The following is a 26,455-nucleotide window of genomic DNA, read 5'->3' on the forward strand; positions in this document are numbered from 1 at the left end:
CCTCCCGAGCGGGGCTGCGTCCAGTCGGCACGAGAGGGCGAGGAGCCCGCAAGCCTCGGGCGCAATATCCCATTGCTGACGGCCATGCCTCCGCGCGAATCATCCAGCACGGTCCGCTCCCACGAGCGACCGGCCAAGGGCGGGCCAGCACGAGCGCGCCCCCGGGAGGACGCGCGCTGCGTGGCTGGGACGTGTCGGTCCTGGCCTCGCTCGAGACGGGGGAGGAGGGCGTGCCCATGAACCCCTGCCCCATGCCCACCAGCCTCCTGCTGGACCTCCTGTCCTCGCGACGGGAGGACATCGCCCGGCGCTGGGAGGCCCGCGCGGGCGCGGCGGCAGACGCGGCCCCGCGCCGACGCCTCGAGCAGCTGACGGGCTCCCAGGCCTGGGTGGACTCGGTGGTGGAGCTGCTGCGCGTGCTCAGCGTCTCGCCTGATTGGAGCGGTCCGCTGGCCCTGGGCGGGCGCGGCGCGGAGCATGCCCGGGAAGGCTCGGACATCGCCGCGGTGGTGCGCGAGTACGGCCTGCTGCGGGAGGTGCTCGTGGAGGTGCTGGAGGACGCGGGGTGGGCCCCGGACTTCGAGGGCATGCGCGCGCTCAACCGCGTCATCGACGTGTGCATCGCGGACGCGGTCCAGCGCCACTCCCACCAACGGGAGCGGACGCTGCGCGAGACGGAGACGAAGCTGCACGACATCCTGGAGCACGCGCCCGCCGCCATCTACGCGAAGGACGCCTCGGGGCGTTACCTCTTCGTCAACCGGGCCTTCGAGGTCCACGGCAGCGTGCGCAGGGAAGAAGCGGTGGGGCACTCCGATTACGAGCTGTTCTCCCGCGAGGTGGCGGACGTGTTCACCGCCAATGACCGCCGCGTCCTCTCGACCGGCCAGCCCCTGGAGTCCGACGAGCACGTGCGGCGCCCGGACGGCTGGCACACCTATCACTCGCTCAAGTTCGCCCTGCCCGGCGTGGGCGGACAGGCGCATGCGGTGTGCGGCATCTCCACGGACGTCACCGAGGCGCGCCTGGCGCAGAAGGAGCGCGACGAGGCCCGGGAGCGGCTGCGCCGGGTCATCACCGAGCTGCCCGTCGTGCTGTGGGCCACCGACGCCGTGGGCAACATCACCCTCTTCGAGGGACAGGGCCTGAAGGCCATGGGCGTGGAGCCCGGCACCATGGTGGGCCGCAACACCGCGGAGGTGTACGCGGGCCGGCCGGAGCTGCTCGACGCCGCGCGCCGCGCGCAGGCGGGCGAGACGTTCTCCCTGGAGATGGAGGTCGGCGGCGGGTGGTTCATGGCCTACGTCTCCCCGGACCTGGGCCCGGACGGGCGGGTGCGCGGCGTGTCGGGCGTGTCCCTGGACATCACCGAGCGCCGCCGCGCCGAGGAGGTCCTGCGGCAGTCGGAGATGCGCTACCGGCTGGCCACGCGCGCCACCAGCGACGTCATCTACGACTGGGACCTGGCCACCGGGCGCATCGAGTGGAGCGAGCTGGCCCTGCACCAGTTCCGCGTGGCGTCCCACGACGCGCCGATGGACATCGACTGGTGGACCCTCAGCATCCACCCCGATGACCGCGAGCGCGTCGCCCGGGACATGCAGGCCGTCATGGACCAGGGCCAGGAGCACTGGCGCGACGAGTACCGCTTCCGCCGGGGTGACGGCACCTGGGCCGTCGTCGAGGACCGGGGGCAGGTGGTGCGCGACGCGGCCGGCCGGCCCCTGCGCATGGTGGGCGCCATGCAGGACGTCACCGAGCGGCGCGCCACGGAGGAGGAGGCCCGGCGCCGCGCCGAGTTCGAGCAGCTGCTCATCGGCATCGTCGGCCACGATTTGCGCAACCCCCTGTCCGCCATCACCATGGCGTCCACCACGCTCCTGCGGCGCGAGAACCTGGACGAGCGCCAGCGCAAGGTCATCGACCGCATCCTCTCCAGCGCCAATCGCGCCACGCGCATGCTGCGCGACGTGCTGGACTTCACCCAGGCCCGGCTGGGCGGGGGCATCCCCATGCAGCCCCGTCCCCTGGACCTGCACGAGCTGACGCGGCAGGTGCTGGACGAGGTGCGGCTCGCGCACCCCGAGCGCACGCTGGAGCTCGAGTACGGCGGCAGCGGCGCGGGCCTGTGGGACGCGGACCGGCTGGCCCAGGTCATCACCAACTTGGTGAACAACGCCCTCAGCTACAGCCCCAGCCACTGCCCGGTGCTGGTGCGCACCCATGGCACGCGCGACTCCGTGGTGCTCTGCGTGCACAACATGGGCGACCCCATCCCCACCGAGCTGCTGTCGCGCCTGTTCGAGCCCATGAAGCGCGCCGAGCGCCCCGAGTCACGGGACGGCCGCGGCGGCCTGGGACTGGGCCTCTTCATCGTGAAGCACATCGTCGATGCCCACGGCGGCCGGCTGCGCGTGCGCTCCAACGCGCGCGACGGCACCCTCTTCATGGTCCGCCTGCCGCGTGTGCTCTCCGCCCCGGCGCATGTGGCCGCCTGGCCCTGACGCCTCGCCTGCCCTGGACGACTCGACGGGGTATTCCGGACCTGCCGAGCAGGCATGGCGCACTTGCTCCTGGGGACGCACCCGGATAGCACGGGGGGCATGACTCGTTTTTCTCGGAGGGGTGAATGAAGAAGGTCCTCATCGGGGTGGGAATCGGCTGTGGCGTCATCATTCTCGGCATCGTCGGGTTCATGGTGGTGGGCGGGCTGTGGGTCGCGAACAAGGCGAGCGACGGCCTGGCGGCCGTCAAGAAGATCGAGACGCAGCAGAAGGAGCTGGTGGAGCTGAACAAGGCCCACCCCTTCACGGTGCCCGCCGACGGTGAGGTGCTGGCGCTGAAGGAGGACCGGCTGACGACGTACCTCTCGGTGCGCGAGTCGTCGCTGCCCGTCTTCAAGACCTACGAGGAGAAGTCCAAGGCCTTCGGGGACAAGCACGGCTCGGGGGCGGACGCGAAGCCCTCCTTCGACTCCGCGATGGAGGCGATGAACCTGCTGGGCAGCATGATGGCGGACGTGCGCGCCGCGTACATCGAGAGCCTGAAGAAGCACGGCATGTCGCCCAACGAGTTCCAGACCATCACCTCCACCGTCTACGCGTCCATGGTGGCGGAGAGCTCGGCGGCGGTGCAGCAGATGAGCGCCAAGGCCGTGGAGGCCATGGAGAAGCAGGTCGCGGAGCTGGACAAGAAGCTCGAGGACGGCTCGCTGTCCGCCGACGCGCGCGCGCAGCTCGAGGAGGCGCGCACGGGCCTGGAGGAGCAGATCGAGGCGCTGTCGGACACCGCCAACGGCACCGGCGAGACGCTCTCGGAGGCGTCCAAGAAGGCCGCCGCGGCGAACATGGCGCTCATCAAGAAGCACGAGGAGCGCGTGAAGGTCATGGCCAACGCGGCCTTCGACGGCTTCGTGCTCGGCGACGCCACGGACGACCTGTCCGGCGCGGGCGCGGGCGTCGAGGACTGACGCCGCGCTGTCGCGTCCGGCTCCGGCCCCTCCTCATTGGGGGGTGGCCGGGGCCTCCCGGCGGCGGGCGATGACGCTGGCCACGACGGCGGTGCCCACCAGCGCGACGATGACGAGCACCGACGGCAGCGGCGGCACGTGGAACCAGGGCGTCACCACCATCTTCAGCCCCGCGAACGCAAGCACGCCCGCAAGCCCGTAGTGCAGGTAGCGCAGCTTGCCCAGCGTGCCCGCCAGCACCAGGTACAGCGCCCTCAAGCCGAGAATCGCGAAGGCGTTGGAGCTGTAGAGGATGAAGGTGTCCTTCGTTACGGAGAAGGCCGCCGGCACCGAGTCCACCGCGAAGAGGATGTCCGTCAGCTCCAGGCCCAAGAGCGCCAACAGGAGCGGCGTGGCCACGCGGCGGCCGTCCTCGCGACGGACGATGAACTTCTTGTCATGCAGGTGCTGCGTCACCGGCAGGTGACGCGACAGCCAGCTCACGGCCCGGTTGTCCCGCTGCTTCGCCGGGTCCTCGCGCAGCACGCGCCAGGCGGTGACCAGCAGGATGGCGCCGAAGACGTAGGACACCCAGGACCAGCGCTCCAGCGCGGCCGCCCCCACGAAGATGAAGAGCGCGCGGAAGATGAGCGCGCCGAAGATGCCCAGGAACAGCACCTGGTGCTGCGCGCGCACGGGGACCGACAGGCTCTGGAAGATGACGAGGAAGACGAAGGCATTGTCCAGGCTGAGGCTCTTCTCGATGAGCCACGCCGCCAGGTACTCCTGGCCCGCGTCGGCGCCGAGCACCGCCCACACCAGCCCGCCGAAAGCCAGGCCCGCGGTCACCCACACGCCCGTCCACATCCAGGCCGCCCGGCGGGACTCGCCGTGGTGGCCCCGGTGTCCGAGCAGGTCCACCACGAGCAGCGTCAACACCGCCGCCCAGAAGACGCCCCAGAGCCATGTGGGAATCGGGTGCATGGTCGTCGCCTGAACCTATGCATCCTCTCCTGCGGGGGGCCCGGTGTCCCGCAGACAAGCGTTGACCAATGGGGCAGGGCAGACACCCCCGGGCTGTCCGCTGTGGCCTTACCAACCCATACAGACGGACAAGGGCCTTTCCGCTCTCTTTGCGAGCATCCCTTCACGGGATGTGTCAGTTTCCGCGCGGGGCAGCCCATGAGGGGATGCCCTCATGACAAGCGTCGCGCGGGGGAGGGGCGCGGCGCGGCCAGGGATCAGGAGGAGTCGTAGCGATGAACAAGGTCATCTTCGCCTGCGTGCGGAACGCGGGTCGCTCGCAGATGGCGGCGGCGTTCTTCAACGTGCTGGCGGACCCGGACAAGGCACGGGCCATCTCCGCGGGGACGCAGCCTGGCGAGCAGGTGCACCCGGAGGTGCTCGAGGCCATGCGCGACGCGGGCCTGGACCTGACGGGCGCCCGACCCCAGCGGCTCACGGACGAGCTGGCGAAGGACGCGCATTGGCTCATCACGCTGGGCTGTGGCGAGGCCTGCCCGAGCGTGCCGGGGCTCAAGCGCGAGGACTGGCCGCTGGATGACCCCCAGGGCAAGTCGGAGGTGCTGGTGCACCGCATCCGCGACGAGGTGGCCGCCCGCGTGGTGGGGCTGCTGGAGCGCGAGGGGTGGCTGAAGGCCGGTCAGCCGGGGACGTAGGCCGGCCAGGTGGCGCGGGCGACCGCTCGCCCGCTCCGAAGCCCCGCGTGCACGGGCAGGACGCATCCTGCGGACGTCTTCAGCCGACGTCCGTCCGGGGTGCGCCGTCATGTCATCGTCCTTGCCTGCTGTTCCCACGACCGCCAGGAGCGCCGCTCCCGTGGAGCCCGTCGTCCGGCCCCGGGTGAAGCCCTTCGCGCCCCGGCGCACGCTCGGCGTGGCCCTGGCAGTGGGTGTGCTCGCGGAGGTGCTCCTGGGGCGGGAGCACTGGGGTGTGTCGTTCCCGTTGGTGGTGCTGGCGCTGGTGGGCGCGCTGCTCGGGGTGGGGGGCCGCGAGGGCTGGCAGCGCGCCGCGCCGAACACGTGGCTCCTGACGCCGCTGCTGGTGGTCGCGGGCTTCATGGCGGTGCGCGACAGTCCGTGGCTCCAGCTGTTGAACCTGCTGACGGTGGGGGCGCTGTTGGCGCTGGTGGCGCACTTCTGGGCCGCGGGCCGCGTGGAGCGGCTGGCGTTGGGGGACTACCCCGGCGTGGTGGTGTCCACGGTGTTCCGCAGCCTGGTGCAGCCGCCCGCGATGGTGCGCGAGGCGGTGGACCTGCGCGGAGCGATGGCGAGGGCGCCCGGGGTCTTCCCGCTGCTGCGCGGGTTGGTGCTGACGCTGCCGGTGGTGGGGGTGTTCCTGCTGCTGCTCGGGTCGGCGGACGCGGCGTTCGCCTCCGCGCTGGAGCGGGTGATGGCGCTGGAGGTGGGGGCGGTGCTGGAGGAGGGGGTGGGGCGGGTGTCGGGCGTGCTGTTCTCGGCGAGCGTCACGGCGGCGCTGGTGGGGCACGCGCTGCGGCGCCGGACGAGGAGGGAGCCAGGCGAGGAGGAGGTGGGCGAGGGGCGGGCGTGGCTGGGGCTCACCGAGGCACTGACGCTGCTCATCGCGGTGGATGTGTTGTTCCTGGTGTTCGTGCGCTTCCAGGTGGCGTACCTCTTCGTGGGGGACGCGGTGGCGCCGGCGCCGGGGTACTCGTATGCGGAGTACGCGCGCCGGGGCTTCTTCGAGCTGCTGCTCGTGTCGATGCTGACCTTGTGCCTCATCATGGGGCTGGCGCGGTGGACGGTGCGCGGGACGGCGAAGGCGAAGGTGGCCTTCCAGGTGGCGGCGAGCGTGATGACGGTGCTGACGGTGGCCATCCTCGCCTCGGCGATGAAGCGGCTGGGGATGTACGAGGATGCCTTCGGGTACACGCGGCTGCGGGTGTTCACGCACGTGTTCATGGTGTTCCTGGGCGGGGTGCTCGCGTGGCGCGGCGTGACGCTGTGGTGGCGGCCGGAGCGCTTCGCGGTGGGGGCCTTCGCCGCGGCGCTGGGGGCGGTGGTGACGGTGAATGTCATCAACCCGGACGCGCTCATCGTCCGGCACAACCTGGCGCGGGAGCTGGCGCAAGGGGCGGGCGAGGCGAGCGTGGACGTGGGGTATCTGCACGAGCTCTCGCTGGACGCGGTTCCGGAGCTGGTGCGGGGGCTGTCGTCGACGAGGCTGCTGAGCGACGAGTTCCGGGCCCGGGCGTGCGAGGACGTGTCCTGGCCGGAGTGGAGCCTGGCGCGGTGGCGTGCGTGTCGGGCGCTGCGCGTGTGGGCGCCGGCGCCGGTCAGCGCAGGTGGTAGTTGAAGGGCAGCTCCACGGTGACGCGGGGGCCGAGCGCGGACGGAGGCGGCGGGAAGGGGGCCGCCTCGCGCACGGCGGCCATCGCGGCGTCGCAGAGGACGTAGTGGGGGCAGCGGCCGACGATGGAGAGGGCGAGGAGCTGGCCTCGGGCGCCGACGGTGATGCGCAGCGCGAAGCGGCCCTCGATGCCGGCCATGGCGGCCTGGTGCGGGTAGCGCACGTTCTCGAAGCGGTCGCGGAACATCACCTCGAAGTAGTCCTCCTCCCAGGCGGCGCGCTGCTCGGCGGTGGGCGGGGGAGGGGTGATGGGCAGCAGGCCCGCGCTGCTCGCGACGAGCACGCTGTTCACCATGCCGCCGATGATGCCCCCGGCGACGCCCCCGGAGACGCCCCCGGGTGTGGCGGCGGCGACGGTGTCGAGCGCGGCGACCTGGGGCCGGGCCACGGGCGGGTCGATGACGGGCGGTGTCTCGGGCCGTGGGTGCTGGGGTCGAGAGAGGGTGGGCTTGGGGAAGGGTCGGGCGCGCCGGGCGGTGGCGAGGCGCGGAGCGGAGGGCGTGGTGGCGGCGGGGGCGGGCGGGGGCGGAGGTGGCGCGGCGAGCAGGCGCAGGACGAGGGTGTCCTCGTCCTTCGTGGTGAGCGTGGGGGTGCGCGTGGAGCCGTGCCAGATGCTGTCGAGGCCGACGAGGAGGAGGGCGTGGAGGGCCACCACGAGGGGGGCCACCCAGAAGGTGCGCGTGGTGTCGGCGGTGCTTCGCGAGCGGGCGTCGACGACGGAGGCGAAGAGCCTCGTGTCGGCGGCGTCGTCCTTTGGACTTGCGTCCGGCATGTCCATTCCCCCTTCCCTCACGCGGTAGACCGGAGTCTAGCGAAGGGCCCCATCCATCCGACACCGTGTTAGTGGCGAGCCCCTCGTTCGTGAAGGGAAGCTGCCCTCGGAGGCGAGGGGGCGATATCCTCCGCACGCGCTGGCGGCCCCCGGGGCCATGTGCCCGGTGCGCCGCTGCGGGCGAGCGCGGAGCTCGCGTTGCCTCAGCTTCCAGCGGGCGCGCGCCACGCTTCGACGAGCCCCTTCCCATCGTCGCCGTATCGCACGGTGTAGACCTCACGCCGGAGCGCGCCCGACGCCTCGCGCGAGTGGTGGACGATGAGCGGCGCCACGGGGAGCCCTGGAATCGCCTCGCGCAGCTTCTCGAGCACCCCCTCCGGGCTCGCCGCCTCCAGCACGAACGCAGTGGCGTGACCCGTGAGCGCGCAGTTGAGCAGCAGCTCCAGGTCCTTCACCGTCCGCGCCTCGTCCGCCAGCACCACATCCGGGTCCTGCCGCAGGAACGCGCGCAGCACCTGCGCGAGCGGCATCGACTCCCCCACGCGCGCCGTCCCCAGCCGCGCATCCGCCGACCTCGGCTGCTCCAGCGCGGCGAGCACATTCGTGAAGTCCGGCAGCACCTCCATCACCGCGTGCAGCGACGTGCTGCGCCCCGTGCCCTTCTCTCCCGAGAACACCACGGGCGTCCCCTGGAACAGCGAGTCCAGCCGCAGGAACCGCTCCGAGAGATACACCGCCTCCTCGCGTCCCATGCTCAGCGTGGAGAACGCCGGCTGGTCCGCGCGCAGCTGCCGGCTTCGCGCATGGGCGACGATGCTCGGCGCCACCTCGCTGTCCGCGAACGTCACCCAGAACAGGACCTCCGGGTCCGTCTCCACGTCGAACGGAGATGTCACCGTGCCGCGCGCGGGACGCGCCGTGTCCCGCCCCCGCTTCGACAGCTCGGCGATGGCCCGCCCCAGCGGTGCATGCAGCTGCCGCGCGAACGGCTGACGCACGGGCTTGCGCTGCTGACCGACCAACCCCTCATGCCCAGGCGCATCCGCGACCGGGAGGAAGAACGACGCGCCGGCCTCATCCGTCTCCGCGTCCGCCCACACCGAGAACACCAACGTCCCCGTGCGCGCAGCCAGGGAGAACAGCGCCGACGCGGCCTCGGCGGGGGACTCGGGCCAGGCCGCGGGCTCGGGGACGGCGAGGCCCTCGGCGGTGAAGCCCGCGTGCAGACCGGAGAGCAGCTCGACGAAGGAGGTGGCGGGGTTGCTCAAGGACGCTCCTGGGTGGGCAGCGATGATGACACGGGCGAGGGTGACGAGGGGACGGCCCCGGGTTACGAAGGGGCATGAGCCAGGACTGGAACGCCACCAACGCCCCCACGACGCAGTTCGACGCAGGGCCGCAGCACCAACTGCTGCACCGGATGACGGGCGACTGGGAAGGCCCCACGCGTACCTGGTTCGACCCCACCGCCACGCCCGAGGAGTCCCGCACGCACGCACGCATCGAACCGCTGCTCGGCGGCCGCTTCGTCCGCGTCGACTACCACTCCACCGCCATGGGCAAGCCGCACGCGGGCCAGCTCATCCTCGGCTTCGACAAGACCGAGGAGCACTTCACCGCGGCCTGGGTGGACAGCTTCCACATGAGCGCGAACATGATGCTCTCCACCGGCGCGCCCCGGGAGGACGGCCACGTGTCCGTGCTCGGCGGCTACACCGCGAGCATGTGCGACGAGCAGGGCGTCACCCAGAAGCAGCAGTGGGGCTGGCGCACCGTGATTCACCAGCCCGACGCGGACACCCTCGTCCTCCAGTCCTTCAACATCTGGCCCGAGGGCCGCGAGGACCGCGCGGTGGAGACCCGCCTGACGCGCCGCCGTCAAGCCTAGCGCCCCCAGCCCCGGGAGCGTCGACGCCCGACACTCGGGGGAACAGACGTGCCCACGCGGGCGCGAGGGCATGGGATAACGAAGGGGGACGGGTGCCCGTGATGGGAGGGACGCGTGGGCCGGAAGGCCCGCGGGTTCCGGGAGAGGACGTGCATGAAGCTGGATGACCTGGTGCTGGCGTTGACCGTGTCGCTGCTCCGCGTGGAGAAGGAGCGGTGGCTGGACGTCCTGACCCGCCTGGAGACGGAGCTGGGCTCGGGGTGGACGCTGCGGCTGTTGGAGGTCCCAGGCACGTACTCGGTGGGCGCCCGCACCAGGGAGGGACGCGAGCTGCCGCTGGAGGCGTGGCGCGAGGTGCTCGACGGCGAGGAGCTGGTGAGCGTGCGCGCCATGGACCTGGGCGGCATGGGCCCCGGCGAGATGCCGGACCACGTGGCCGCGGCCTTCGTCAACTCGGAGGCGCTGGTGCTCGACGTGCGCACCCAGCGCGGCAACAACCTGTACCAGCTGGAGGTCGTCTTCAGCAGCGCGTCGCTCATCACCCCGCGGCAGTTCGTGGACTTCGCGCGCGCCCAGCCCCACCCCGAGAAGGTCCTGGAGGCGCTCTCACGCGTCATCACGGACTCCAATCTATTGAACCAGCGCCCCGCCGTCGCTCCGTCCCAGGTGGCCGACTACCTGGCCTCGCGCGAGGGCTCCGCGCTGTTCGACCTGCTCGGCGGAGACCTGCTCAAGGAGCTGCAGTCCGCCGTGCTCCGCGGCGGCGCGCAGGTGGTGCTCACCGAGGCGTTCCAGCCGTTCTTCCGCACGCTGGACCCGGACGACTTCGAGCGGAGCCTGCTGCCCCCGGAGCGCCTGTCGGAGTTCGTGCCCTCCGACGAGCGCGTGTACCTGACCAGCCCCGACGCCGCGAAGGACTTCGCCACGCTGACGGACGCGCAGCCCTTCGCGGAGCAGGTCTGGGCGCGCGCGGCGGAGAACCTCAACCGCTTCCTGCCGGAGGGCGAGTCCCCTCACACCGGCGAGTCCCTGCGCGTGCTCCTGCGCGAGGGCCCCGAGGAGAAGACGCAGGGCATCCCCATGGGCAACCTCATGGAGGAGCTCCAGATGACGTGCAAGGCGCGCGGCGCGGAGCTCCTCATCCCGGACGGCTTGCGCGAGCGCGTCAAGTCCATGGGCCCCACGAAGGAGGAGCGCGCCCGGGACCCGGGGATGATTCCGGAGCGCGAGCGGCTGCGGCTGGCACCCAATGACGCCCGCTACCAGATGTATCTCTTCAACGCGCTGAAGGTGGCGCGCTCGCCGCTGCTGTCGCCGCGCGCGACGACGGACACCCGCGCGGAGCTGCTGTCGAGCCTGAGGGACACCGAGGAGTTCGCCGCGCGCAAGGGCTCCCCCTTCGCGGAGGCGTTCCGGCTGGCGCGCTTCGTCCTGGAGAACACCAGCTTCCAATTGCGCGACGCCACGCCCGAGCGGCTGGCCGCCGTGCGCGAGGCGCTGCGAGCCGAGGGCCTGGGCGAGCGCGCGTGGGACGTGTTCGAGCGCCGCTTCTCCCTGGTGACGCTGTTCCAGGTGTTCCCCTCGTCGGAGGAGCGCCTGCGGGGACTCTTCGCGTGCTCGCTGGCGGACGTGTTCGGCGGCATGGGCTCGTGGAACGACGAGTTCTTCGAGTCCGACGAGGACCAGGCCTGGTACGAGCGCGTCACGCAGCGGCTGTTCCGCGCGCTGCGCGAGTTCTTCGTGACGATGGTGAACGCGCGCTGAAGCGCTCAGTCGTCGCGGTGGACCGTCTTGGGGGAGAAGGCGGGCAGGCAGATGGCGACGTACTCGGCGCCCTCGGCCTCCGGGGTGCTGTAGCGCACCCACTCGCCGGGCTCGCAGATGACGGCCTGTCCGCCGCGCACGTCGAGCACGCCGCCCTTGTGCTCCACGCGCAGCACGCCCGCGAGCACCAGGGTGATTTCCTTGAACTCGGGCCGCTGCCCCGGCTCCTCCCACCCACCGGGGCTGTTCATGTGAGCCACGCTGACGTCACCCGTGCGCGTGGTGGCCTTGCCCACGAACTCGTGGATGAGCTTCGGCTTGTTGCCCACGGCTGTCACGCGCAACGGGGCGGGAATCAGGGTTGGCATCGAGCGCTCCGGGTCGGGGTTCTCGGCGAAGGCCGCACACTACCGCACGCGGCGCGCCTCACCCACCTCTTCGCTCTCGCCCAACAGCCCCCACACGTCGAGTCCAATCTGGGCCGGCGGCCGGTAGTCCGCGAGCCGGGGCATGGGACTGGGCTGTCCGGGCTCGCCCATCATGTCCGCGAACTCCAGCCAGCGCCCGTCCGGCGCGGTGACGCGGATGATGTAGTCCCATTCGAAGGCGTCGCTGAAGATGACGAAGCACCATCCGTTCGAGCACACGAAGGGCACGCCCCCGCTGGGCGCCTCCTCCGCGCGCAGGCGCTGCGCGGTCGGGATGGTGACCTCCTCCTTCTCCAGCGCGTACAGCACGGCGAGCACCTCGTCCTCGGTCAGCTTGTGCTCGCTCGGGTGCTCCTGGAACTCCAGCCGGTTGCCGAACGGGTCCTCGCCGTGGAAGCGCCGCACGTCGGGCACCTCGTGGCTCCACTTCACCGGCGCCTTCGCCTGGGACAGGCGCTCGGCCAGCAGGTCCAGGGTGAGCACGCGGAAGGCCGGGTGCGCCTTCTTCGCGGGGACGAAGGGCTCCTCCACGCCCAGGTGCAACCCGCGCCCGTCCGGGAGCTCGAACCAGAGGCCGCCGCGTTTCGCGAGTTCTGGCGGTTTGGGAATCTCTCTCAGTCCCAACAGCTCGCCGTAGAAGGCGCGGGCGCGGGGCTCACCGCCCGGGGGCATGGCGAGTTGGATGTGATCAAGCCCTTGAATCATCGCGTCGCTCCCCCTGTCGAGGGGCATGAGTCTGCCTGGACTCCGGGTGCGGCAGAAGGCCCTCGTCGGCGCCGGCGCGCGTGGTTGCCTGCCCGCGCCCATGACGCGCATCGACGGAAATCCGCGAGGTTCCGCCCCTATTGACGATTGGCAGGCGACTTGAAATGGAAGGTGGAGGGGGCGCAGTCTGCCCGTCACCGACACCTCTGTCGGGCCCATTTCCTATCAAGGACGCGTGATGCTTCCCGTCATCCTCGCCCTGCTCTTGTCGCAGACGCCGCCCGTCGCCAACCCGCGCCAGCAAGGTGTGCCCATCGGCAAGGGCAAGACGCTGCCGACGGTGCGCCTGAGCGCGCCCTCCGGTGGCTGGACGGTGGACCGGATGATGCTCATCGAGGGCACGGTGAGCGACGCCACCATCGACCCCGTCGTCGTGTCCATCAACGGCGACCGCTACCTGATGCGCACGTTCAACGGGCGCTTCAGCCGCAGCTTCCCCGCGGCGAGCGGGAAGAACGTCGTCACGGTGATGGCCACGAACCAGGCGGGCACCGCGCGCGCTCAGGCGACCAGCTACGCGCAGGTCCCGCCTGTGCCCTTCAAGGTCATCCTGACCAGTGACACGGATGGCGTGTACACGGACCTGCACGTCTACGAGCCCACGGACTCGAGCGTGAAGGACGGCCAGCTGACCATCTCGTCCATGGCGCACGTGTACTGGGCGGACACGGCGAGCCCGTCGGGCGGCACGTTCTACCTGAACTCGCAGGGCGGTGACTTCGACCAGCCCGCGTACGGCCCGTACCTCTACATCCACCGCGCGCCGCCCAAGGGCGTGTACCTGGTGGCGACGAACTACTGGCCCAGCGGCGACAAGGCGCACACCGTGGCCACGCTGAACCTGTCGCTGTTCGAGGGCACGCCGCAGGAGGTTCGCCGCATGGTGCGAATCCCGCTGGCGACGCCGGGCACCACGCGCGTGCTCGCGTGGGTGAACGTGCTCGGGGACGGACAGGCGGAGGTCTACGTGCCGTCGTCGGACCCCAAGCCCACGCGCGCCGGCTGGCCGAAGAACCTGGCCGAGGCGCTCAAGGAGCTCCAGTCGAACGGCGACAGCGGCGGCGGCGAGGGCGACTACTGACGCGTCCGTGTGACGCGCACCGGTCCTCCGTCATGCTCGCCCTGCCTCTCATCCTGCTCGTGAGTTCCTCCGCGCCCGTGTCCCTCGGGGCGCCGAGGGATGTGTCCGCGCTCGCGCCGCAGGCGGGCTCCGCGTCGCACGCGGCACCGTGGGAAGCGGCCGCGCTCGTGGCGCACGCGGCACCGCGAGAGGGCTTTGCGTCGCATGCGACGTTGAGGGATGCCTCTGCGCCGCTCGTGGCGTATGCCGCGCCGCAGGCGGGCTCCACGCCCGCGGCCACCTCGGGGACGCAGGCCGTGCTGGTCCCAGCGCCCGAGTCGCGCGACGTGCTCCTGCGCCGGCAGGTGGCGCAGGTGGCGCTCGCGCAGGTGCGCAAGCAGGACCCCGCGTGGCATCCGGACCAGCGTGACTGCGCGGGCCTCATCCGCTTCGCCGTGCGCACCGCGTACAAGCGCATCGCCCCCGCGCGGCTGGAGACGCCGCTGTGGACCGACGCGCGCGGCACGCCCACCGACTTCGCGGACGCGGAGACGCTGGTGCGCCGCAACATGGTGCTGCTGGGCCGCGACGACGCCACGCGCGAGTCGCTGCGCACCGGCGACGTGCTCGCGTTCCTCCACGAGCATGACTCAGGCCCCGTCTTCCATCTCATGCTGGTGGTGCGCCCCGAGGACCGGGCCCACGCGCCAGCGCGTGTCGTCTACCACCCGGGGGAGAAGGGCGCCCAGGTGCGCACCGGGCTCCTCCACAATCTCGCCGACGAGGCGCCGCGCGAGTGGCGCCCCGTGCCCTCCAACAACGCCTTCGTCGGCTATTTCCGTCTCAAGGAGTGGATGCCATGACGTCTGTGTCGAGCCCGCCTCCGGGCACGCCGCCGCCCCCGGCGAGCCCTCCGCCCCGCTCGGGCCCTCCCAAGGGAGTGCTCATCGGCGCGGGTGTGGTCGTCGTCGGCGTGCTGGTCGCCGGCGCGTTCCTGATGGGCCGTCGCACCGGTTCCTCCGGCGGTGACGGCACGCCCCACACGCCCCTCATCACCGGCGCGAGCGCCAACGGCTCCGTGCCGCCTCCCGAGGTGGACGGCCTGCCGGAGCCCACCACGGCCGACATGGAGGTGCCCGGCTCGGGCGCGCCCCCGGCCGTGTGGCTGGACGTGCACCACCCGGCCAAGGTGCGTGACGCGCTGGCGCGCAACGCGTGGCTGCGCTCGCAGCTCTCCCAGCCCCTGGGCCAGGGCTTCGTCGGAGGCTGGGCCGCGTTCTTCGGCTCCACCGGCGAGGACCTCAAGGCCGACTTCAAGGGCGCGGTGCTGGACCTGATGCTCGGCAAGCTCGGCGACACACCCTTCCGCGTGACGTGGTTCGCCGGTGACGCGCGCGCGAGCACGCCCGCCTTCATCGTCCCCGGCTCGCGGACCTCCATGGTCTCCGCCTACGACGTGCTGGACTCGGTGGCGAGCCGCGGCACGCTGACGGCGAAGACGTGCCCGGGCGGCACGCCCGCGCCGAAGGCGGACGGCGTGGAGCTCAAGCGCTGGCTGGTGGCGGAGCAGACGCTGTGGGCGGCCAAGGTCGCCGACCGGGTCGTCTTCGCGCGCCACCCGGTGGCGGTGCTCCAGGGCCTGTGCGCGGACCTTCCGAAGCTCGAGGCCAGCGACGGCGTGGACGTGGAGCTGGGCTTCCAGCCGCAGACCTTCGGCCGTGACGCGCACCTCTTCACCCACGTGCTGGGGCTGTCCGAGGACACGCGCCTGCAGTTCGGCGTGGAGGGCGACCGGCTGGTGGGCCGTGGCATCGCGGGAGCGCTGATGGAGGGCACCGCGCGCCTGGACACGGCGCCCCTGTCCGACGAGCTGCTGAAGCTGGTGCCCGAGGAGACGCCGGTGCTGCTGGCCATGCAGCTGAAGCTGCCCGAGACGCTGACGGCAGAGTCGCTCAAGGCGTTCTGGGCGTCCGGCGGCGAGGGGCCCACGCGCACGCGTCAGGTGGCGGTGACGTGGACGCCGCGGGGCGATGCGTCGCTGCCGCAGGAGGTGGCGGTGCTGTGGGGCCGCGCGGAGGACGCGCCGGCGCTGGAGGCCATCTTCACCGGCGGCAGCCACACCGTGCAGCGGGCCACCCTGTGCAATCACGTGGTGCTCGCGTCGAGCGAGTCGGAGATGAACACGCTGCGCATGTCGTGCTCGGGCAACAAGCCCAGCATGCTCGCGGCGGCGGGGCCGGTGGTTGCGGGGCTGCGTGAGCCCACCTCGCTGTCCTTCGGGGTGAACCTGGGACGGCTGTTCGGCGGGCTCACCATGGACGGGTACCTGTCCGAGTCCCGCGTGGGGCGTGGCGCGCCGATGCAGAAGGCGACGCCCCCTGAAATCGAAGCGGCGCGGCGCGACCTGGAGTCGCTGCCGTACCTGGGCCTGCGCGGCACCGTGCGCGGCGATTCGTTGGTTCCTGGAGGTTTCGGGTCATGAGGATGGTAGCTCGACTCGCGGTACTGGCGGCGGTGGCGCTGTCCGGCGTGGCGATGGCCAAGCCGCTCTACATCACCGTGCCGCGCGCCTATGGCAGCGGAGAGCCGGTGGCGGTGGACGTGGCCTTCGAGGACAAGGGGCCCGTGGAGCTGCGCGTGCTCAAGCCGGACAACCTGGACGCGTTCATCCGCGCCCAGGGGGATTTGCGGCGCGCGTACCAGACGCCGCCGACGATGAACAACCCGGGCCGCGCGCTCAGCCGCGGCGTCAACGCGGTGACGCTGCCGGGGCACTGGCTGCTCAACTCGCTCAACGTGGGCTTCCGCGACACGGTGAACGACGCGCTGCCCGAGGCCGCGGACGTGCCGGGCTCCAGTGAGCCGCTGGCCAAGGTGTCCGAGGGTCCCAAGAAGCTGGTGGGTGTGCCGGCGGGCTTCACCGTGACGCGCAGCCAGTGGCTCAACCTGGACCTGGGCGGCGCCGAGCGCGACTTCAACGTGCCGGGCTTCAGCTCCGGCGGGGGCTACGGCTTCCAGGAGCGCCGCGTGCTGCTGGCGCCGCTGCCCGCGGGCACCTACGTGCTCCAACTGGTGCAGGGGCTGGTCGAGGGCCAGGTGGTGCTGGTCGTCACGGACCTGACGGTGCAGCTGAAGCAGACGGACAACGAGGTGCTGGTGCGCGTGGCGGGCAAGGACCAGAAGCCCGCGGTGGGCGCGCAGGTGCAGGTGTTCCTGTCCAAGGGCAAGGGCCCCACGGGCAAGACGGACGCGAAGGGCGAGGTGCGGCTGGAGGTGACCGAGCCGCGCATCATCGCCACGGCGTCGGCGGGCGGGGACACGGCGATTGTCGACACGGACTTCTACTCGACGCTGGCGGTGACGCCGGACGTGTTCATCTACAGCGACCGCCCCATCTACAAGCCAGGCCACGAGGTGAAGTTCCGCGGCGTGGTGCGCCAGCCGGACACGTTCCTGGCGCGGCTGTTCACGCCGAAGAAGCGCGAGGTGACGGTGAAGCTCATCTCGCAGGAGGGCCGGGCCCTCACCACGCGCGCGTCGGTGGACGAGTTCGGCGCGTTCAACGGCACGCTCAAGGTGCCGGACGATTTGGGCACGGGCGTGCTGCGCGTGTCGGCGGAGCTGGACGGACAGCCGCACCAGGGCGAGGCGCGCGTGCAGGACTACGTGAAGCCGACGTTCTACCTGGAGGCGGAGCCGGAGTCGGAGACGGTGGTGCCCGGCCAGGCGCTGCGCGTGAAGGTGCGCGCGCGTCGGTACGCGGGCGGCGTGCCCGACGGCGCGAAGTACGAGGTGTTCCTCTACCGCAGCCTGCTGGACGCGCCCGCGTGGGTGGATGACGCCGGCAAGGGCGGGCAGGGCAGCGACGTGACGTACGGCTCGGCGTCCAGCACCGAGGGCAAGCTGAGCGTGCCCGAGCGGCTGTACTCCTCCGTGGCCGAGCGCGGCGCGAGCGAGGACCCGTGGGCGAGCGCCACCGCGTTCAGCGCGGAGGGCGAGGCGCAGATTGAAGTGGCGGTCCCGGAGCTCAAGCCCGGTGAGGACCGGCTGCCGTACCGTTACTCGCTGACGGTGCGCGCGCGGGATGACCAGGAGACGTTCGCCAACTCGACGACGTCGTTCTTCCTGTCGAAGGTGGAGGTGCTGGGCACGGCGCGCTACTCGGACGCGGTGGTGTCCAAGGGCGGCGAGGCGACGCTGTCGGTGCGCGCCACCACGCTGTCGGGCAAGGCGTACGGCGTCACGCAGGGCGAGGTGGAGTTCGTGCTGCGCCGCGCCGACGGCTCGGAGAAGAGCCTGGGCAAGCGCTCGTTCACCACGGCGGCGGACGGCACGCACCGCGAGACGGTGCCGACCTCCGACGTCGGCGCGGTGCTCTCGCGCGTGACGGTGAAGGACAAGCGCGGCGAGGTGTGGCAGGGCGAGGAGTCGCTCCTGGTCATCGGCTCGGCGGACGAGGCGGTGGCGCAGGTGCCCAACCTCACGCTGGCCTCGCTGTCGGGCACGCTGGAGCCGGGCGACACGGCGCGGCTGGTGGCGCTGATGCCGGACGGCTGGGGCGCGGGTGGACGCGACGAGGGCCCGGTGTGGGTGACGCTCGCGGGGACCACGCTCTTCGACACGCAGGTGGTGGCGCTCAAGGGCCGCACGCTGGTGCACAGCTTCAACGTGGAGAAGCGCTTCGGCGGCGCGGTGTACGCGTCCGTGGCGTACCCCACGTCGACGGGCCGCTGGGAGGAGCGCACGGTGGCGTTCCGGGTGATTCCGCGCGAGCGCACGCTCACCGTGGAGCTGCAGCCGCGCCGGGCCGAGGCCACGCCGCTGACGGAGCAGACCATCGACCTGCGCGTCACGGATTACGAGGGCAAGGGCGTGGTGGCCCAGCTCTCCGTGGGCGTGGTGGACAAGGCCGTCTACGCCATCCAGTCCGAGTTCCGTCCGCGCGTGCTGGACTTCTTCTACCCGCCGGCGCGCAACAACGTGTCCAACTTCTACTCGGCGGAGTTCCAGGGCTACGGCTACGGCGAGGCGCTGGCGCGCAAGATGGCGGGCCTGCCCGACCATGCCTTCGCGTCCATCAAGCCTCCGAACCGTCAGGCGAAGGACCTGGAGAAGGACACGGCGCACTGGGACCCGTCGGTGGTGACGGACCGCGATGGCCGCGCCACGGTGCGCTTCACGCTGCCGTCCAACCAGACGCTGTGGGTGGTGACGGCGGTGGCGGCGGACACGTCCGGTCGCTTCGGTGAGAGCACCTCCGAGTTCGCCACGCGCGGCGGGCTGAACCTGTACGCCGCGCTGCCGCAGTTCCTGCGCGAGGGGGACGAGGCGCTCGCCTCCATCCGCCTGTCCGCGGGGGAGAAGTCGCCGGCCAGCCAGCTGCTCGACGTGAAGCTCGCGTCCGCGGGTGCGCTGAAGGCGGACCAGTCCCAGCACAAGGTGGAGCTGGCCAAGGGCGGCGAGAAGGTGGTGCCGCTGACGCTGCGCGCCTCGGCGACGGGCGACGCGCAGCTGCTGGTGGACGTGGCGGGCGCGAAGGACCCGCTCAAGGACCGCAAGCTGTTCCAGGTGGAGCCGGCGGCGGTGCAGGACGTGGTGAAGGTGAGCGCCTGGGGTGGCGGCGCGCTGGAGGTGCCCGCGGCGAAGGAGGCGACGCTCGCGAGCGTGGAGCTGGTGCTCCAGCCGTCCATCGTCGACGCGGCGCTGTCCAACGTGCGTGAGCTGCTCACCTACCCGTACGGGTGCCTGGAGCAGCTGGTCTCCACGACGGTGCCGAACGTGGCGGTGTACCAGGTGCTGCAGCAGGCGGGCGCGGTGGCGAAGCTGGACACCGACACGCAGGCGCTCTTGGCGGAGGCGCGCAGCCGCTCGGTGCAGGGCACCGCGCGCATCCTCAACCTGTCGGTGAAGGGCGGCGGCTTCACGTGGTTCGGCGGCTACGAGACGCCGAGCCTGCCGCTCACGCTCATCGCGCTGGACGGCCTGGCGTACGCGGCGGAGGCGGGGCTGGTGGAGCGCACGGATCCGCGGCTGGTGGAGAGCGCGCGCTGGCTGGAGGCGCAGCAGGACCTGTCGCCCGAGTACGACGCGACGCGCGCGTACGTGCTGGCGCGGCTGGACGGTCCGAAGCAGGCGGCGCGGGTGCGCGCGCTGGTGGAGTCCTCCGAGTCCGGGGAGCTCTACCCGCTGGCGCTGGCGGTGCTCGCGGCGGAGAAGGCGGGCGTCATCAAGGAGCCGGCGCTGCAGGCGCGCATCAACGCGCTGGTGAAGCGCAGCTCCGAGGGCTTCACCACGCTGGCCGCGTACAAGCCGGGCCAGCAGCTGGAGCAGTCGGAGGCGTTCTTCCGCTTCCCGCTGCGCCGGGTGGGCCTGACGGCCATCGCCGCGCATGCGGCGTCGTTCGGCACGCTGGACATCACCCGCGCGCGCCGCCGCATCCTGGAGATGCTGTCGGAGCCGGACCTATCCACGTTCGACCGGAGCACGGCGCTCTTGCACTCGCTGTGGCTGTTGGAGCGTGACGCGAAGGCGTTCAAGGGCATGACGCCGCCGGAGGTGAAGGGCCTGAAGGGCGCGGTGAAGTTCTCGCCGCGCGGCATGGGCCTGGTCGCGACGCTGCCCGCGGGGACGCGGACGGTGGACGTGGGCGGCTTCGACGGCGTGGCGACGCTGCAGGCCACGACGCTCACGCCGCTCTCCGCGGTGCGCGAGCAGTCCGAGGGCATGTCGCTGCAGCGCGCCTACTACGTGCTGCGCGAGGGCGGGAAGGTGAAGCTGGGCGCGGGCGACACGGTGGCGCAGGGCGAGGAGGTCTACGTGGAGCTGACGATGGACGCTCGCGGCGGCAACAAGGTGCGCTCGGCGTACTACGTGGTGGAGGACGCGGTGCCCGCGGGCTTCGTGGCGCTGCAGGAGGACAAGGCGTTCCGCGGTCCTCCGCACTCGCTGCCCCTGGTGCCGGAGGCGCTCAAGCGCCGGGTGCTGAGCCCGGAGCGCGCGACGTTCTTCTTCGAGGAGCCGGCGTGGTGGAGCGACAGCCCGCGCACGGTGGGCTACGTGCTGCGCGCGCAGTTCCCCGGCACGTTCTCCGCGCCGCCCGCGCGCATCGAGGACATGTACGCCGCGAGCATCCGGGGCCGCACGGCCGCGGACTCGCTGAAGGTGGTCCCGTCGAAGAAGGGCACGGGAGACCTGTAGTCGATGGGGTGGGCTTCCATGGTGGCCGTGTTGCTGGCGGCCACCCCCACCTTCGTCACGCGAGGTGACGTGACGCCCGAGTCGGAGCTTCGCCGCGAGGCGGAGGCCGGCTGGGCGTCGCTGGAGGCGGTGTATTCCGCGGAGGCGGGTGGGGCGCCGACGAAGGCCCCGGTCTCCATCCTCCTCCAGCGAGGCGCGGCCCTGTCCCCCGAGCGCAACGCGCAGGGTCGGCCGGGGCTCGTCGAGCTGCGGCAGAACACGCCCGGCGTGTTGGATGAGCGGCTGCGCGTGGCGCTGCGGCACGAGCTGGCGCACCAGCTGCTGTGGTGGGCGTGTCCGCAGTCGAGCGAGGACCGGCTGTTCCACGAGGCCTTCGCGGTGGCCGTGAGCGGTGAGCTGCCGGCGTGGCGCGAGGGCGGCTATCAGTCCCTGTCCCGCGCGGCGTCGGAGCTGGCGTCGTCGCCGGCGGTGGACTCGACGCGGGCGCGGCGGGCGCTGGCGCGGCTGCTCAGTGAGTCGGTGGGGTTCCCCAAGGCGCTGTCGCGCCGGCTGCGTCAGTGTCACGACGGCGCGCGGTGGGTGGTGCCGCTGTCCATCGACGAGCTGGCGGAGGTGGAGGTGCGCGCCGCGGGGCCGGCCACGGTGGTGGTGAGCCGGCACTCGGGTGAGGTGCTGTTGTCGGAGGGCGAGGCGCGGCGCGCGCTGCCGTATGGCTCGGTGCTCAAGCCCTTCGTGTACGCGGCGGGCGTGGGGCACCCGGTGCTGGCGCCGCGCGTGGACGTGCAGGAGTGGAGCTGCGGGCCCGGTCTGCCGGCGAAGGTGGACGCGCGCACGGCGCTCCTGCGCTCGTGCAACGGGTACTTCCTGGACTGGGAGGCGGCGGGCTCGGCGCCCAGGGCCTTTGGTGCCTGGGGCCCGGTGTTGTCGGCGCTGGGGCTGACGGGGACGCCCGCGGACATGGCGGACATGGTGGGGCTGCGCTCGACGCTGTCGCTGTCGCCGTGGGGCGTGGCGCAGGCGTATCGGCTGCTGGCGGAGGCGCGGCCGGACGTGCTGGCGCTGCTCGCGGACAACGCGGACCGGGGGACGCTGGCGGAGCTGCCCGCGTCGAAGGCACTGTCGGGCGTGTCGACGAAGACGGGGACGGTGCGGGACGCGGCGAGTCGTCCGCAGTACGGCTGGATTGCCGCGGTGGACGGGGACCTGGTGGTGGTGGCGGTGCGGCCGGGGAAGATGCCTCGGCAGTTCGCGGAGGAGATTCCGGCGGCGCTGGCGCGCGCGCGCAAGCAGGCGGGAGTGGAGGCGGCGCGGGTGCAGGTGTTGGGCCTGGTGCCCGCGCGGGAGGTGGAGGCGCGGTGTCCGGGCGTGGGGTTCTCGGTGGACGGTGGAATGCCGAAGCCCTCTCCAGTGGAGTGGACGCAGCTGGAGACGTTGACGACGAAGGGCGCGGCGGTGTGCCTGGGCGCGCCGTGGCGCGTGCGCTTCCCGAAGGGGCCGGAGGAGGGGCGCGACTACGCGGGCGTGTTCACCTGGTCCCCACCGCCGGCGTACCGGCCGCCCGAGGGGGTGCCCACGTCACCGAGCGCGATGAAGGCGCGGCGGGGCTCGGACTTCGTGTTCCGCACCACGCGGCTGCAGTACACGGCGGGCGTGGTGGCGGCGGAGGACGTGACGCTGAAGGGCGAGCCGCGCGTGGCGCTGGCGCGTGTGGTGGCACACAACGAGCGACACAGCCGACACCCGGGCCGCGCGGTCTGCGACACGACGCACTGTCAGGCCTTCCGGGGCACGGTGCGCGTGCAGCGCGATGACGCGAAGGCGCTGGGGATGCCCGCGCTGAAGTGGAAGGAGTGGCTGCTCTTCTCGCAGGGCGGCGAGGAGCCGTGGAGACAGGAGCGTCCGCGTGGCGAGGTGGAGCGGCTGCTCGGGCGCGGGCTGGTGTCGCTGCGCTTCGAGGCGGGTCGGGTGAACTACCTGCTCACCGAGCGCGATGGGACGGCGACGTACGAGGAGGGGCGCTCGCTGCCGTGTGAGCTGTTGCGCTCGGGGTTGAAGCTGCCGTCATGTCCGCGCACGGCCTCGTTCAACGGGAGCGTGCTCGTGTTCGAGGGGCGCGGACGTGGCCATGGCGAGGGGCTGGACGTGGAGGCCGCGAAGGCGAGCGGCCTGCGCAGCGATGCGATTCTCGACGCCGCGTACGGGAAGAAGCGCCCGGAGCCTCGCGACGTGGATGGGGAGTAGGAATGGATGCGAAGACGTTGGACGGGATGGGTCGGGAAGTGTCCTTCGAGGAGCTCGCGGATCGCTTCAAGGGCCACGACATGCGGGACTGGCTGCTGGAGAACCGCACGCTGGTGAGCGCGGAGCCCAGGCCTCGGCTCATCGAGGGCGGCCTCCACGTGGACCACGACCTGATGACGGGGGATGGGCCCTGGGTGCTGGTCATCGACGGCGACCTGGTGACGACCGGTGACCTCGTCTGCACGACGGACGACTACGCGGTGAGCACGTTGTTCGTCACGGGCCAGCTCCGCGCCCGCAACATCCGTTTCCAGAGCAGCGCGCGCGTGTCGGTGGACGGTGACGTCGTGGCGTCCGGAGTCATCGTCGGCACGGGTGGCGATTCCGAAGCGAGCCTGGGCACGAGCAGCACGCTCACCGCGAGGGCCGTGGTGCTCGACTCGAACACGGCCATCTGGGCCAAGGCCGGCAAGCCTCGCTCGGTGCCCGAGGCCTACCGCGCGCTCATCGTGGGAGGCAAGGGCTGGCAGTCCTTCACACCGGACGTCGACGTCAGCGACCCGTCGCATCACCCGCAGACCTTCGTCCCCGAGGTCATCCGGGGCGGGGTCCTGGATGCGTACAAGACCTGGTCCCATGTGCGGACGGGCGGCGGCCCGTTCCTCCCCGAGGTCGAACAGGCGCTGAGGCATAAGAAGGGTCTCTGACCTCAGGCCGCGGATTGGAGGCCCGGCGACTTCGGAAACACGAGCGTCGCGCGGGTGCCCTTCTCGGCGGCGTGCTGGAACGACAGCGTGCCGCCGTGCGCCTCGACGATGCGGCGCACCAGCGTGAGCCCCAGCCCGACGCCGCCTGTCTCCCGCGCGCGGCTGCGGTCCGTGCGGAAGAAGGGCGTGGTGAGCTGAGGCAGGTCCGTGGCGCTCACGCCGATGCCCCGGTCCTCGACCTCCATCCGCACCGTGTCCCCGTCCTCGGCGGCCCGCAGCGTCACGGCGCTCCCCGGCTCCGAGTACTTGCGCGCGTTGTCGAGCAGGTTGTGGAGCGCGCGTCGCACCAGCACCGGGTCCACCTCCAGCGTGGGCAGCGTCTCGGGCAGCTCCAGCGCGAGCGGGCACTCGGGCGCGGTGCGCTGGAAGCGCTCGGCGGTGTCCCTCAGGAAGTCCGGCAGGGACACGCTCACCCGCTGGACGCGCGGCCCGGGCTGTCCCGCCTGGTTCGTCTCCAGGTCCAGCCGCGCCATCTGCATCACCCCGTCGACCAGCTGCTGGAGCTCGCCGATGTCCCGACGCAGCTCCGGGAGTCGGGTCGCCAGCTCCTCGGGCTGACCGTCCTCGACCAGGTCCAGCGTCACGCCCAGGCGTGCCAGGGGCGTGCGCAGCTCGTGGGAGACGTTGGCCATCAGCTCCTTCTGTCCCCGGATGAGGGCCTCCTTGCGCGCCGCCATCTCATCGAAGGCGTGGCCCAGCATCGCCACCTCGTTGCGTCCCTTCAGGTTCGCGCGCGCGGACAGTCGACCCTGGCCGAACTCGCCCACCACCTTCGTCAGCCGCTCCAGCGGAGACGCGATGGCGCGCGCGAGCGGAATCGACAGCAGCGCGAGCACCAGCAGGACGACGGTCACCACGAGCCCGAGGAACATGTAGCTGCGCCGGGTCGCGGAGGCCTCGCGGAGCATGTAGCCATCCAACGTGGAGCCTCGCCACGTGAGCGTCACCCAGAACAGGGTCCCCTCGCGTGTAATCCAGCTGTAGCCCAGCCGGATGGTCTGCCACTCGGTTTCATCGAGCATGCGCGGGGGAGGATTCGCCGTGCTCCGCCGCAACCGCCCCTGGACGTCGAACAGGGTGATGTGGTGCCCATGCTCCGCGACGATGGACTGCATCAGCGGCTGGAGCTCGGGAGCATCCGTCGGCGCGAGCTTCACCACCTGCTCCAGCTTGTGGTCCAGCTCCTTGATGCGTCCGCCGCCCTGGGCCTCGATGGCCTCGGCGACGATGGCCAGGGCGATGACGGAGCCCCCCAGCATCAGCAGGCCATACAGGTAGATGCGCCAGAACATCCGGCGCGGGCGCAGCTGCTCGGAGAGCTTCATGACTCCTCACCCTGCTCCAGCACGTACCCCACGCCGCGCACCGTCTTGAGCATGCGCGGGTTGCGCGCGTCGTCCCCCAGCTTCTGGCGCAGCCGGGACACGTGCACGTCGATGGCCCGGTCCACGGGGCCGTCAGGGTCGCCGCCCTTCGCCAGCTCCAGCAGCTGCTCCCGGGACAGCACCCGGCCCGCCCGCTCGGCGAGCCCCAAGAGCAGCGTGAACTCGTGCCGCGTGAGCGACAGCGCCTGTCCGTGCAGCGAGGCCCGCATGGCGCTCCGGCTCAGCGAGAGGCCACCCACGCGGACCACGTCGCGCGTGGGGCCCAGGTGCCCCCGGCTGCGGCGCACCAGGGCCTGGATGCGCGCGAGCAGCTCCCGCGAGGAGAAGGGCTTGGGCAGATAGTCATCCGCGCCCAGCTCCAGCCCCATCACCCGGTCCGCCTCCTCGCCGCGCGCGGTGAGCATGAGGATGGGGACCGCCGAGCGCTCCCGCAGCTCCCGGCACACGGTGAGCCCGTCCTTCCGGGGCAGCATGATGTCGATGAGGATGGCGTCGAACGCGCGGCGCGAGGCCTCCACCAGCCCCTGCTCCCCGTCCCGCGCGAGGCAGGTCTTCACGCCCTGGCGCTCCAGGTACTCGGCGGTGAGCCGCGCCAGGTGCGCGTCGTCCTCGATGAGGAGCACTTCGATGGCGGAGGCGGGTGACGAGGCCATGGGTCCAGTCTAGTTCCGCTCGGCGCGAGCGCCCGAGGTCAGCAGCTGCTCCACCCACGCCCGGGGATGCAGCCTGCGCAACTGCCACACGCTCCCGTCCACCAGCCACTGCCCCCACTGCGCCGGGCTCGAGGGGCGGCGCCACAGGTCGACCAGGGCCGCGTGGTGCACGGACAGGTCCGTCAGCGGGGAGCGGGACACCGCTTCGGTCCAGGCATCGGCGCGAGGGCGCTCCCGCAGGACGGCATACGTCGACGTCGCCACCAGCAGGCAGGCGGCGGGGGCCAGGAGCACGGCGCGGGACACATCGGTACGGCAGGTCTGACACAGGGACATCGCGAACCCCCAGGAACCTTCGGACCGCTCGGGATGGTGCGTACTCAAGACGCGCGATGTCGCGTGGGTATGTGGCGAATGTAAACGATTGTAACGACGGGACGGGCACACCCTGTCTCCGGATGGGAATTGGCGCGTCGGAGCGGATGGGCCCTGGTCGCGCGCAGAGGGGCAGTCCATCCGTCTTGGGGAAGGCGACATGCCAGCCCATCCGCTTCGAGTCTCGCGAGTCGGGCAGGCCGTGGGGCGGGTTGCTCCTCGGCGCGGGAGGTTCGGCGCGGCTGGCATGGGGGGTGTTCTCGGGGGGCGGGGCACCCGAGGCGGCGCAGGCCACGGTGCGGGTGACCGCGGGCGCGGAGCT

Annotated in this window: 20 protein-coding genes; 12 read left to right on the plus strand and 8 right to left on the minus strand. The window is 71.8% G+C overall.

Annotation, left to right across the window (positions count from 1 at the left end):
* Window positions 1-236 precede the first annotated feature (236 nt).
* Together K8625_RS07795 and K8625_RS07800 are read left to right on the plus strand one after the other, a co-directional pair.
* Entirely contained in the window at window positions 237-2,504 is a 2,268-nt protein-coding gene (locus K8625_RS07795) for a PAS domain-containing sensor histidine kinase (RefSeq protein WP_223782311.1), read from the plus strand.
* Between the two features lie 125 nt (window positions 2,505-2,629).
* Window positions 2,630-3,469, plus strand: a complete 840-nt coding sequence (locus tag K8625_RS07800) for a hypothetical protein (RefSeq protein WP_223749843.1) — start codon at window positions 2,630-2,632, stop codon at window positions 3,467-3,469.
* A 33-nt stretch (window positions 3,470-3,502) separates the two neighbouring features.
* Here the strand turns inward: K8625_RS07800 and K8625_RS07805 are convergent, their stop codons facing one another.
* Window positions 3,503-4,432 carry a TerC/Alx family metal homeostasis membrane protein gene (locus K8625_RS07805; protein WP_223782312.1) on the minus strand — a complete coding sequence of 310 codons (930 nt, stop codon included), beginning with the start codon at window positions 4,430-4,432 and terminating at the stop codon, window positions 3,503-3,505.
* 275 nt (window positions 4,433-4,707) lie between these two features.
* Here K8625_RS07805 and K8625_RS07810 point away from each other — a divergent pair, with 275 nt between their 5' ends.
* The gene (locus K8625_RS07810) at window positions 4,708-5,127 is read left to right on the plus strand and encodes an arsenate reductase ArsC (protein WP_223749845.1); all 420 of its coding nucleotides are present in this window, start codon (window positions 4,708-4,710) and stop codon (window positions 5,125-5,127) included.
* Between the two features lie 160 nt (window positions 5,128-5,287).
* Window positions 5,288-6,784, plus strand: coding sequence for a DUF4173 domain-containing protein (locus K8625_RS44400; protein WP_223782313.1), 1,497 nt, complete (start codon window positions 5,288-5,290; stop codon window positions 6,782-6,784).
* Here K8625_RS44400 and K8625_RS43680 read toward each other — a convergent pair.
* Window positions 6,765-7,610, minus strand: coding sequence for a TonB family protein (locus tag K8625_RS43680; protein WP_255665508.1), 846 nt, complete (start codon window positions 7,608-7,610; stop codon window positions 6,765-6,767). The two genes, K8625_RS44400 and K8625_RS43680, sit on opposite strands and share 20 nt — an antisense overlap.
* A gap of 203 nt (window positions 7,611-7,813) precedes the next feature.
* Window positions 7,814-8,878, minus strand: a complete 1,065-nt coding sequence (locus K8625_RS07825) for an ATPase, T2SS/T4P/T4SS family (RefSeq protein ID WP_223782314.1) — start codon at window positions 8,876-8,878, stop codon at window positions 7,814-7,816.
* A gap of 74 nt (window positions 8,879-8,952) precedes the next feature.
* On the opposite strand from K8625_RS07825, the gene K8625_RS07830 reads away from it, so the two are divergent.
* Together K8625_RS07830 and K8625_RS07835 are read left to right on the plus strand one after the other, a co-directional pair.
* The gene (locus K8625_RS07830) at window positions 8,953-9,498 is read left to right on the plus strand and encodes a DUF1579 domain-containing protein (RefSeq protein WP_223749848.1); all 546 of its coding nucleotides are present in this window, start codon (window positions 8,953-8,955) and stop codon (window positions 9,496-9,498) included.
* Window positions 9,499-9,651: 153 nt separating this feature from the next.
* Window positions 9,652-11,262 carry a hypothetical protein gene (locus K8625_RS07835; RefSeq protein WP_223782315.1) on the plus strand — a complete coding sequence of 537 codons (1,611 nt, stop codon included), beginning with the start codon at window positions 9,652-9,654 and terminating at the stop codon, window positions 11,260-11,262.
* Window positions 11,263-11,267: 5 nt separating this feature from the next.
* Here K8625_RS07835 and K8625_RS07840 read toward each other — a convergent pair whose 3' ends face one another.
* Together K8625_RS07840 and K8625_RS07845 are read right to left on the minus strand one after the other, a co-directional pair.
* Window positions 11,268-11,630 (minus strand): AraC family ligand binding domain-containing protein, encoded by a 363-nt coding sequence (locus K8625_RS07840; protein WP_046710723.1) that lies wholly within the window; start codon window positions 11,628-11,630, stop codon window positions 11,268-11,270.
* 39 nt (window positions 11,631-11,669) lie between these two features.
* Window positions 11,670-12,395, minus strand: a complete 726-nt coding sequence (locus K8625_RS07845; RefSeq protein ID WP_223749850.1) for a hypothetical protein — start codon at window positions 12,393-12,395, stop codon at window positions 11,670-11,672.
* A 238-nt stretch (window positions 12,396-12,633) separates the two neighbouring features.
* Between K8625_RS07845 and K8625_RS07850 the strand changes: the two genes are divergently transcribed.
* The 6 genes from K8625_RS07850 to K8625_RS07875 are packed head-to-tail and all read left to right on the plus strand — an operon-like array spanning window position 12,634 to window position 23,660.
* Window positions 12,634-13,536 carry a DUF2135 domain-containing protein gene (locus tag K8625_RS07850; RefSeq protein WP_223782316.1) on the plus strand — a complete coding sequence of 301 codons (903 nt, stop codon included), beginning with the start codon at window positions 12,634-12,636 and terminating at the stop codon, window positions 13,534-13,536.
* A gap of 32 nt (window positions 13,537-13,568) precedes the next feature.
* Window positions 13,569-14,378, plus strand: a complete 810-nt coding sequence (locus K8625_RS07855) for a DUF1175 family protein (protein WP_223782317.1) — start codon at window positions 13,569-13,571, stop codon at window positions 14,376-14,378.
* Window positions 14,375-15,997, plus strand: a complete 1,623-nt coding sequence (locus tag K8625_RS07860) for a hypothetical protein (RefSeq protein ID WP_223782318.1) — start codon at window positions 14,375-14,377, stop codon at window positions 15,995-15,997. The genes K8625_RS07855 and K8625_RS07860 overlap by 4 nt, the downstream gene beginning before the upstream one ends.
* Window positions 15,994-20,712, plus strand: a complete 4,719-nt coding sequence (locus K8625_RS07865) for an MG2 domain-containing protein (RefSeq protein ID WP_223782319.1) — start codon at window positions 15,994-15,996, stop codon at window positions 20,710-20,712. The genes K8625_RS07860 and K8625_RS07865 overlap by 4 nt, the downstream gene beginning before the upstream one ends.
* 3 nt (window positions 20,713-20,715) lie before the next feature.
* The gene (locus tag K8625_RS07870) at window positions 20,716-22,953 is read left to right on the plus strand and encodes a hypothetical protein (protein WP_223782320.1); all 2,238 of its coding nucleotides are present in this window, start codon (window positions 20,716-20,718) and stop codon (window positions 22,951-22,953) included.
* 2 nt (window positions 22,954-22,955) lie between these two features.
* Window positions 22,956-23,660, plus strand: a complete 705-nt coding sequence (locus K8625_RS07875) for a hypothetical protein (RefSeq protein ID WP_223782321.1) — start codon at window positions 22,956-22,958, stop codon at window positions 23,658-23,660.
* Between the two features lie 2 nt (window positions 23,661-23,662).
* Here K8625_RS07875 and K8625_RS07880 read toward each other — a convergent pair whose 3' ends face one another.
* Genes K8625_RS07880 through K8625_RS07890 form a run of 3 tightly spaced genes read right to left on the minus strand, consistent with a single transcriptional unit; the run spans window position 23,663 to window position 26,094 of the window.
* The gene (locus K8625_RS07880) at window positions 23,663-25,045 is read right to left on the minus strand and encodes a cell wall metabolism sensor histidine kinase WalK (protein ID WP_223782322.1); all 1,383 of its coding nucleotides are present in this window, start codon (window positions 25,043-25,045) and stop codon (window positions 23,663-23,665) included.
* Entirely contained in the window at window positions 25,042-25,758 is a 717-nt protein-coding gene (locus K8625_RS07885; protein WP_223749858.1) for a response regulator transcription factor, read from the minus strand. The genes K8625_RS07880 and K8625_RS07885 overlap by 4 nt, the downstream gene beginning before the upstream one ends.
* A 9-nt stretch (window positions 25,759-25,767) precedes the next feature.
* On the minus strand, window positions 25,768-26,094 hold the full coding sequence (locus tag K8625_RS07890; protein ID WP_223782323.1) for a hypothetical protein: 327 nt from the start codon (window positions 26,092-26,094) through the stop codon (window positions 25,768-25,770).
* Between the last annotated feature and the right edge of the window lie 361 nt (window positions 26,095-26,455).

Source organism: Myxococcus sp. AS-1-15, assembly GCF_020037055.1.
In the GTDB taxonomy this organism is placed as follows: domain Bacteria; phylum Myxococcota; class Myxococcia; order Myxococcales; family Myxococcaceae; genus Myxococcus; species Myxococcus fulvus.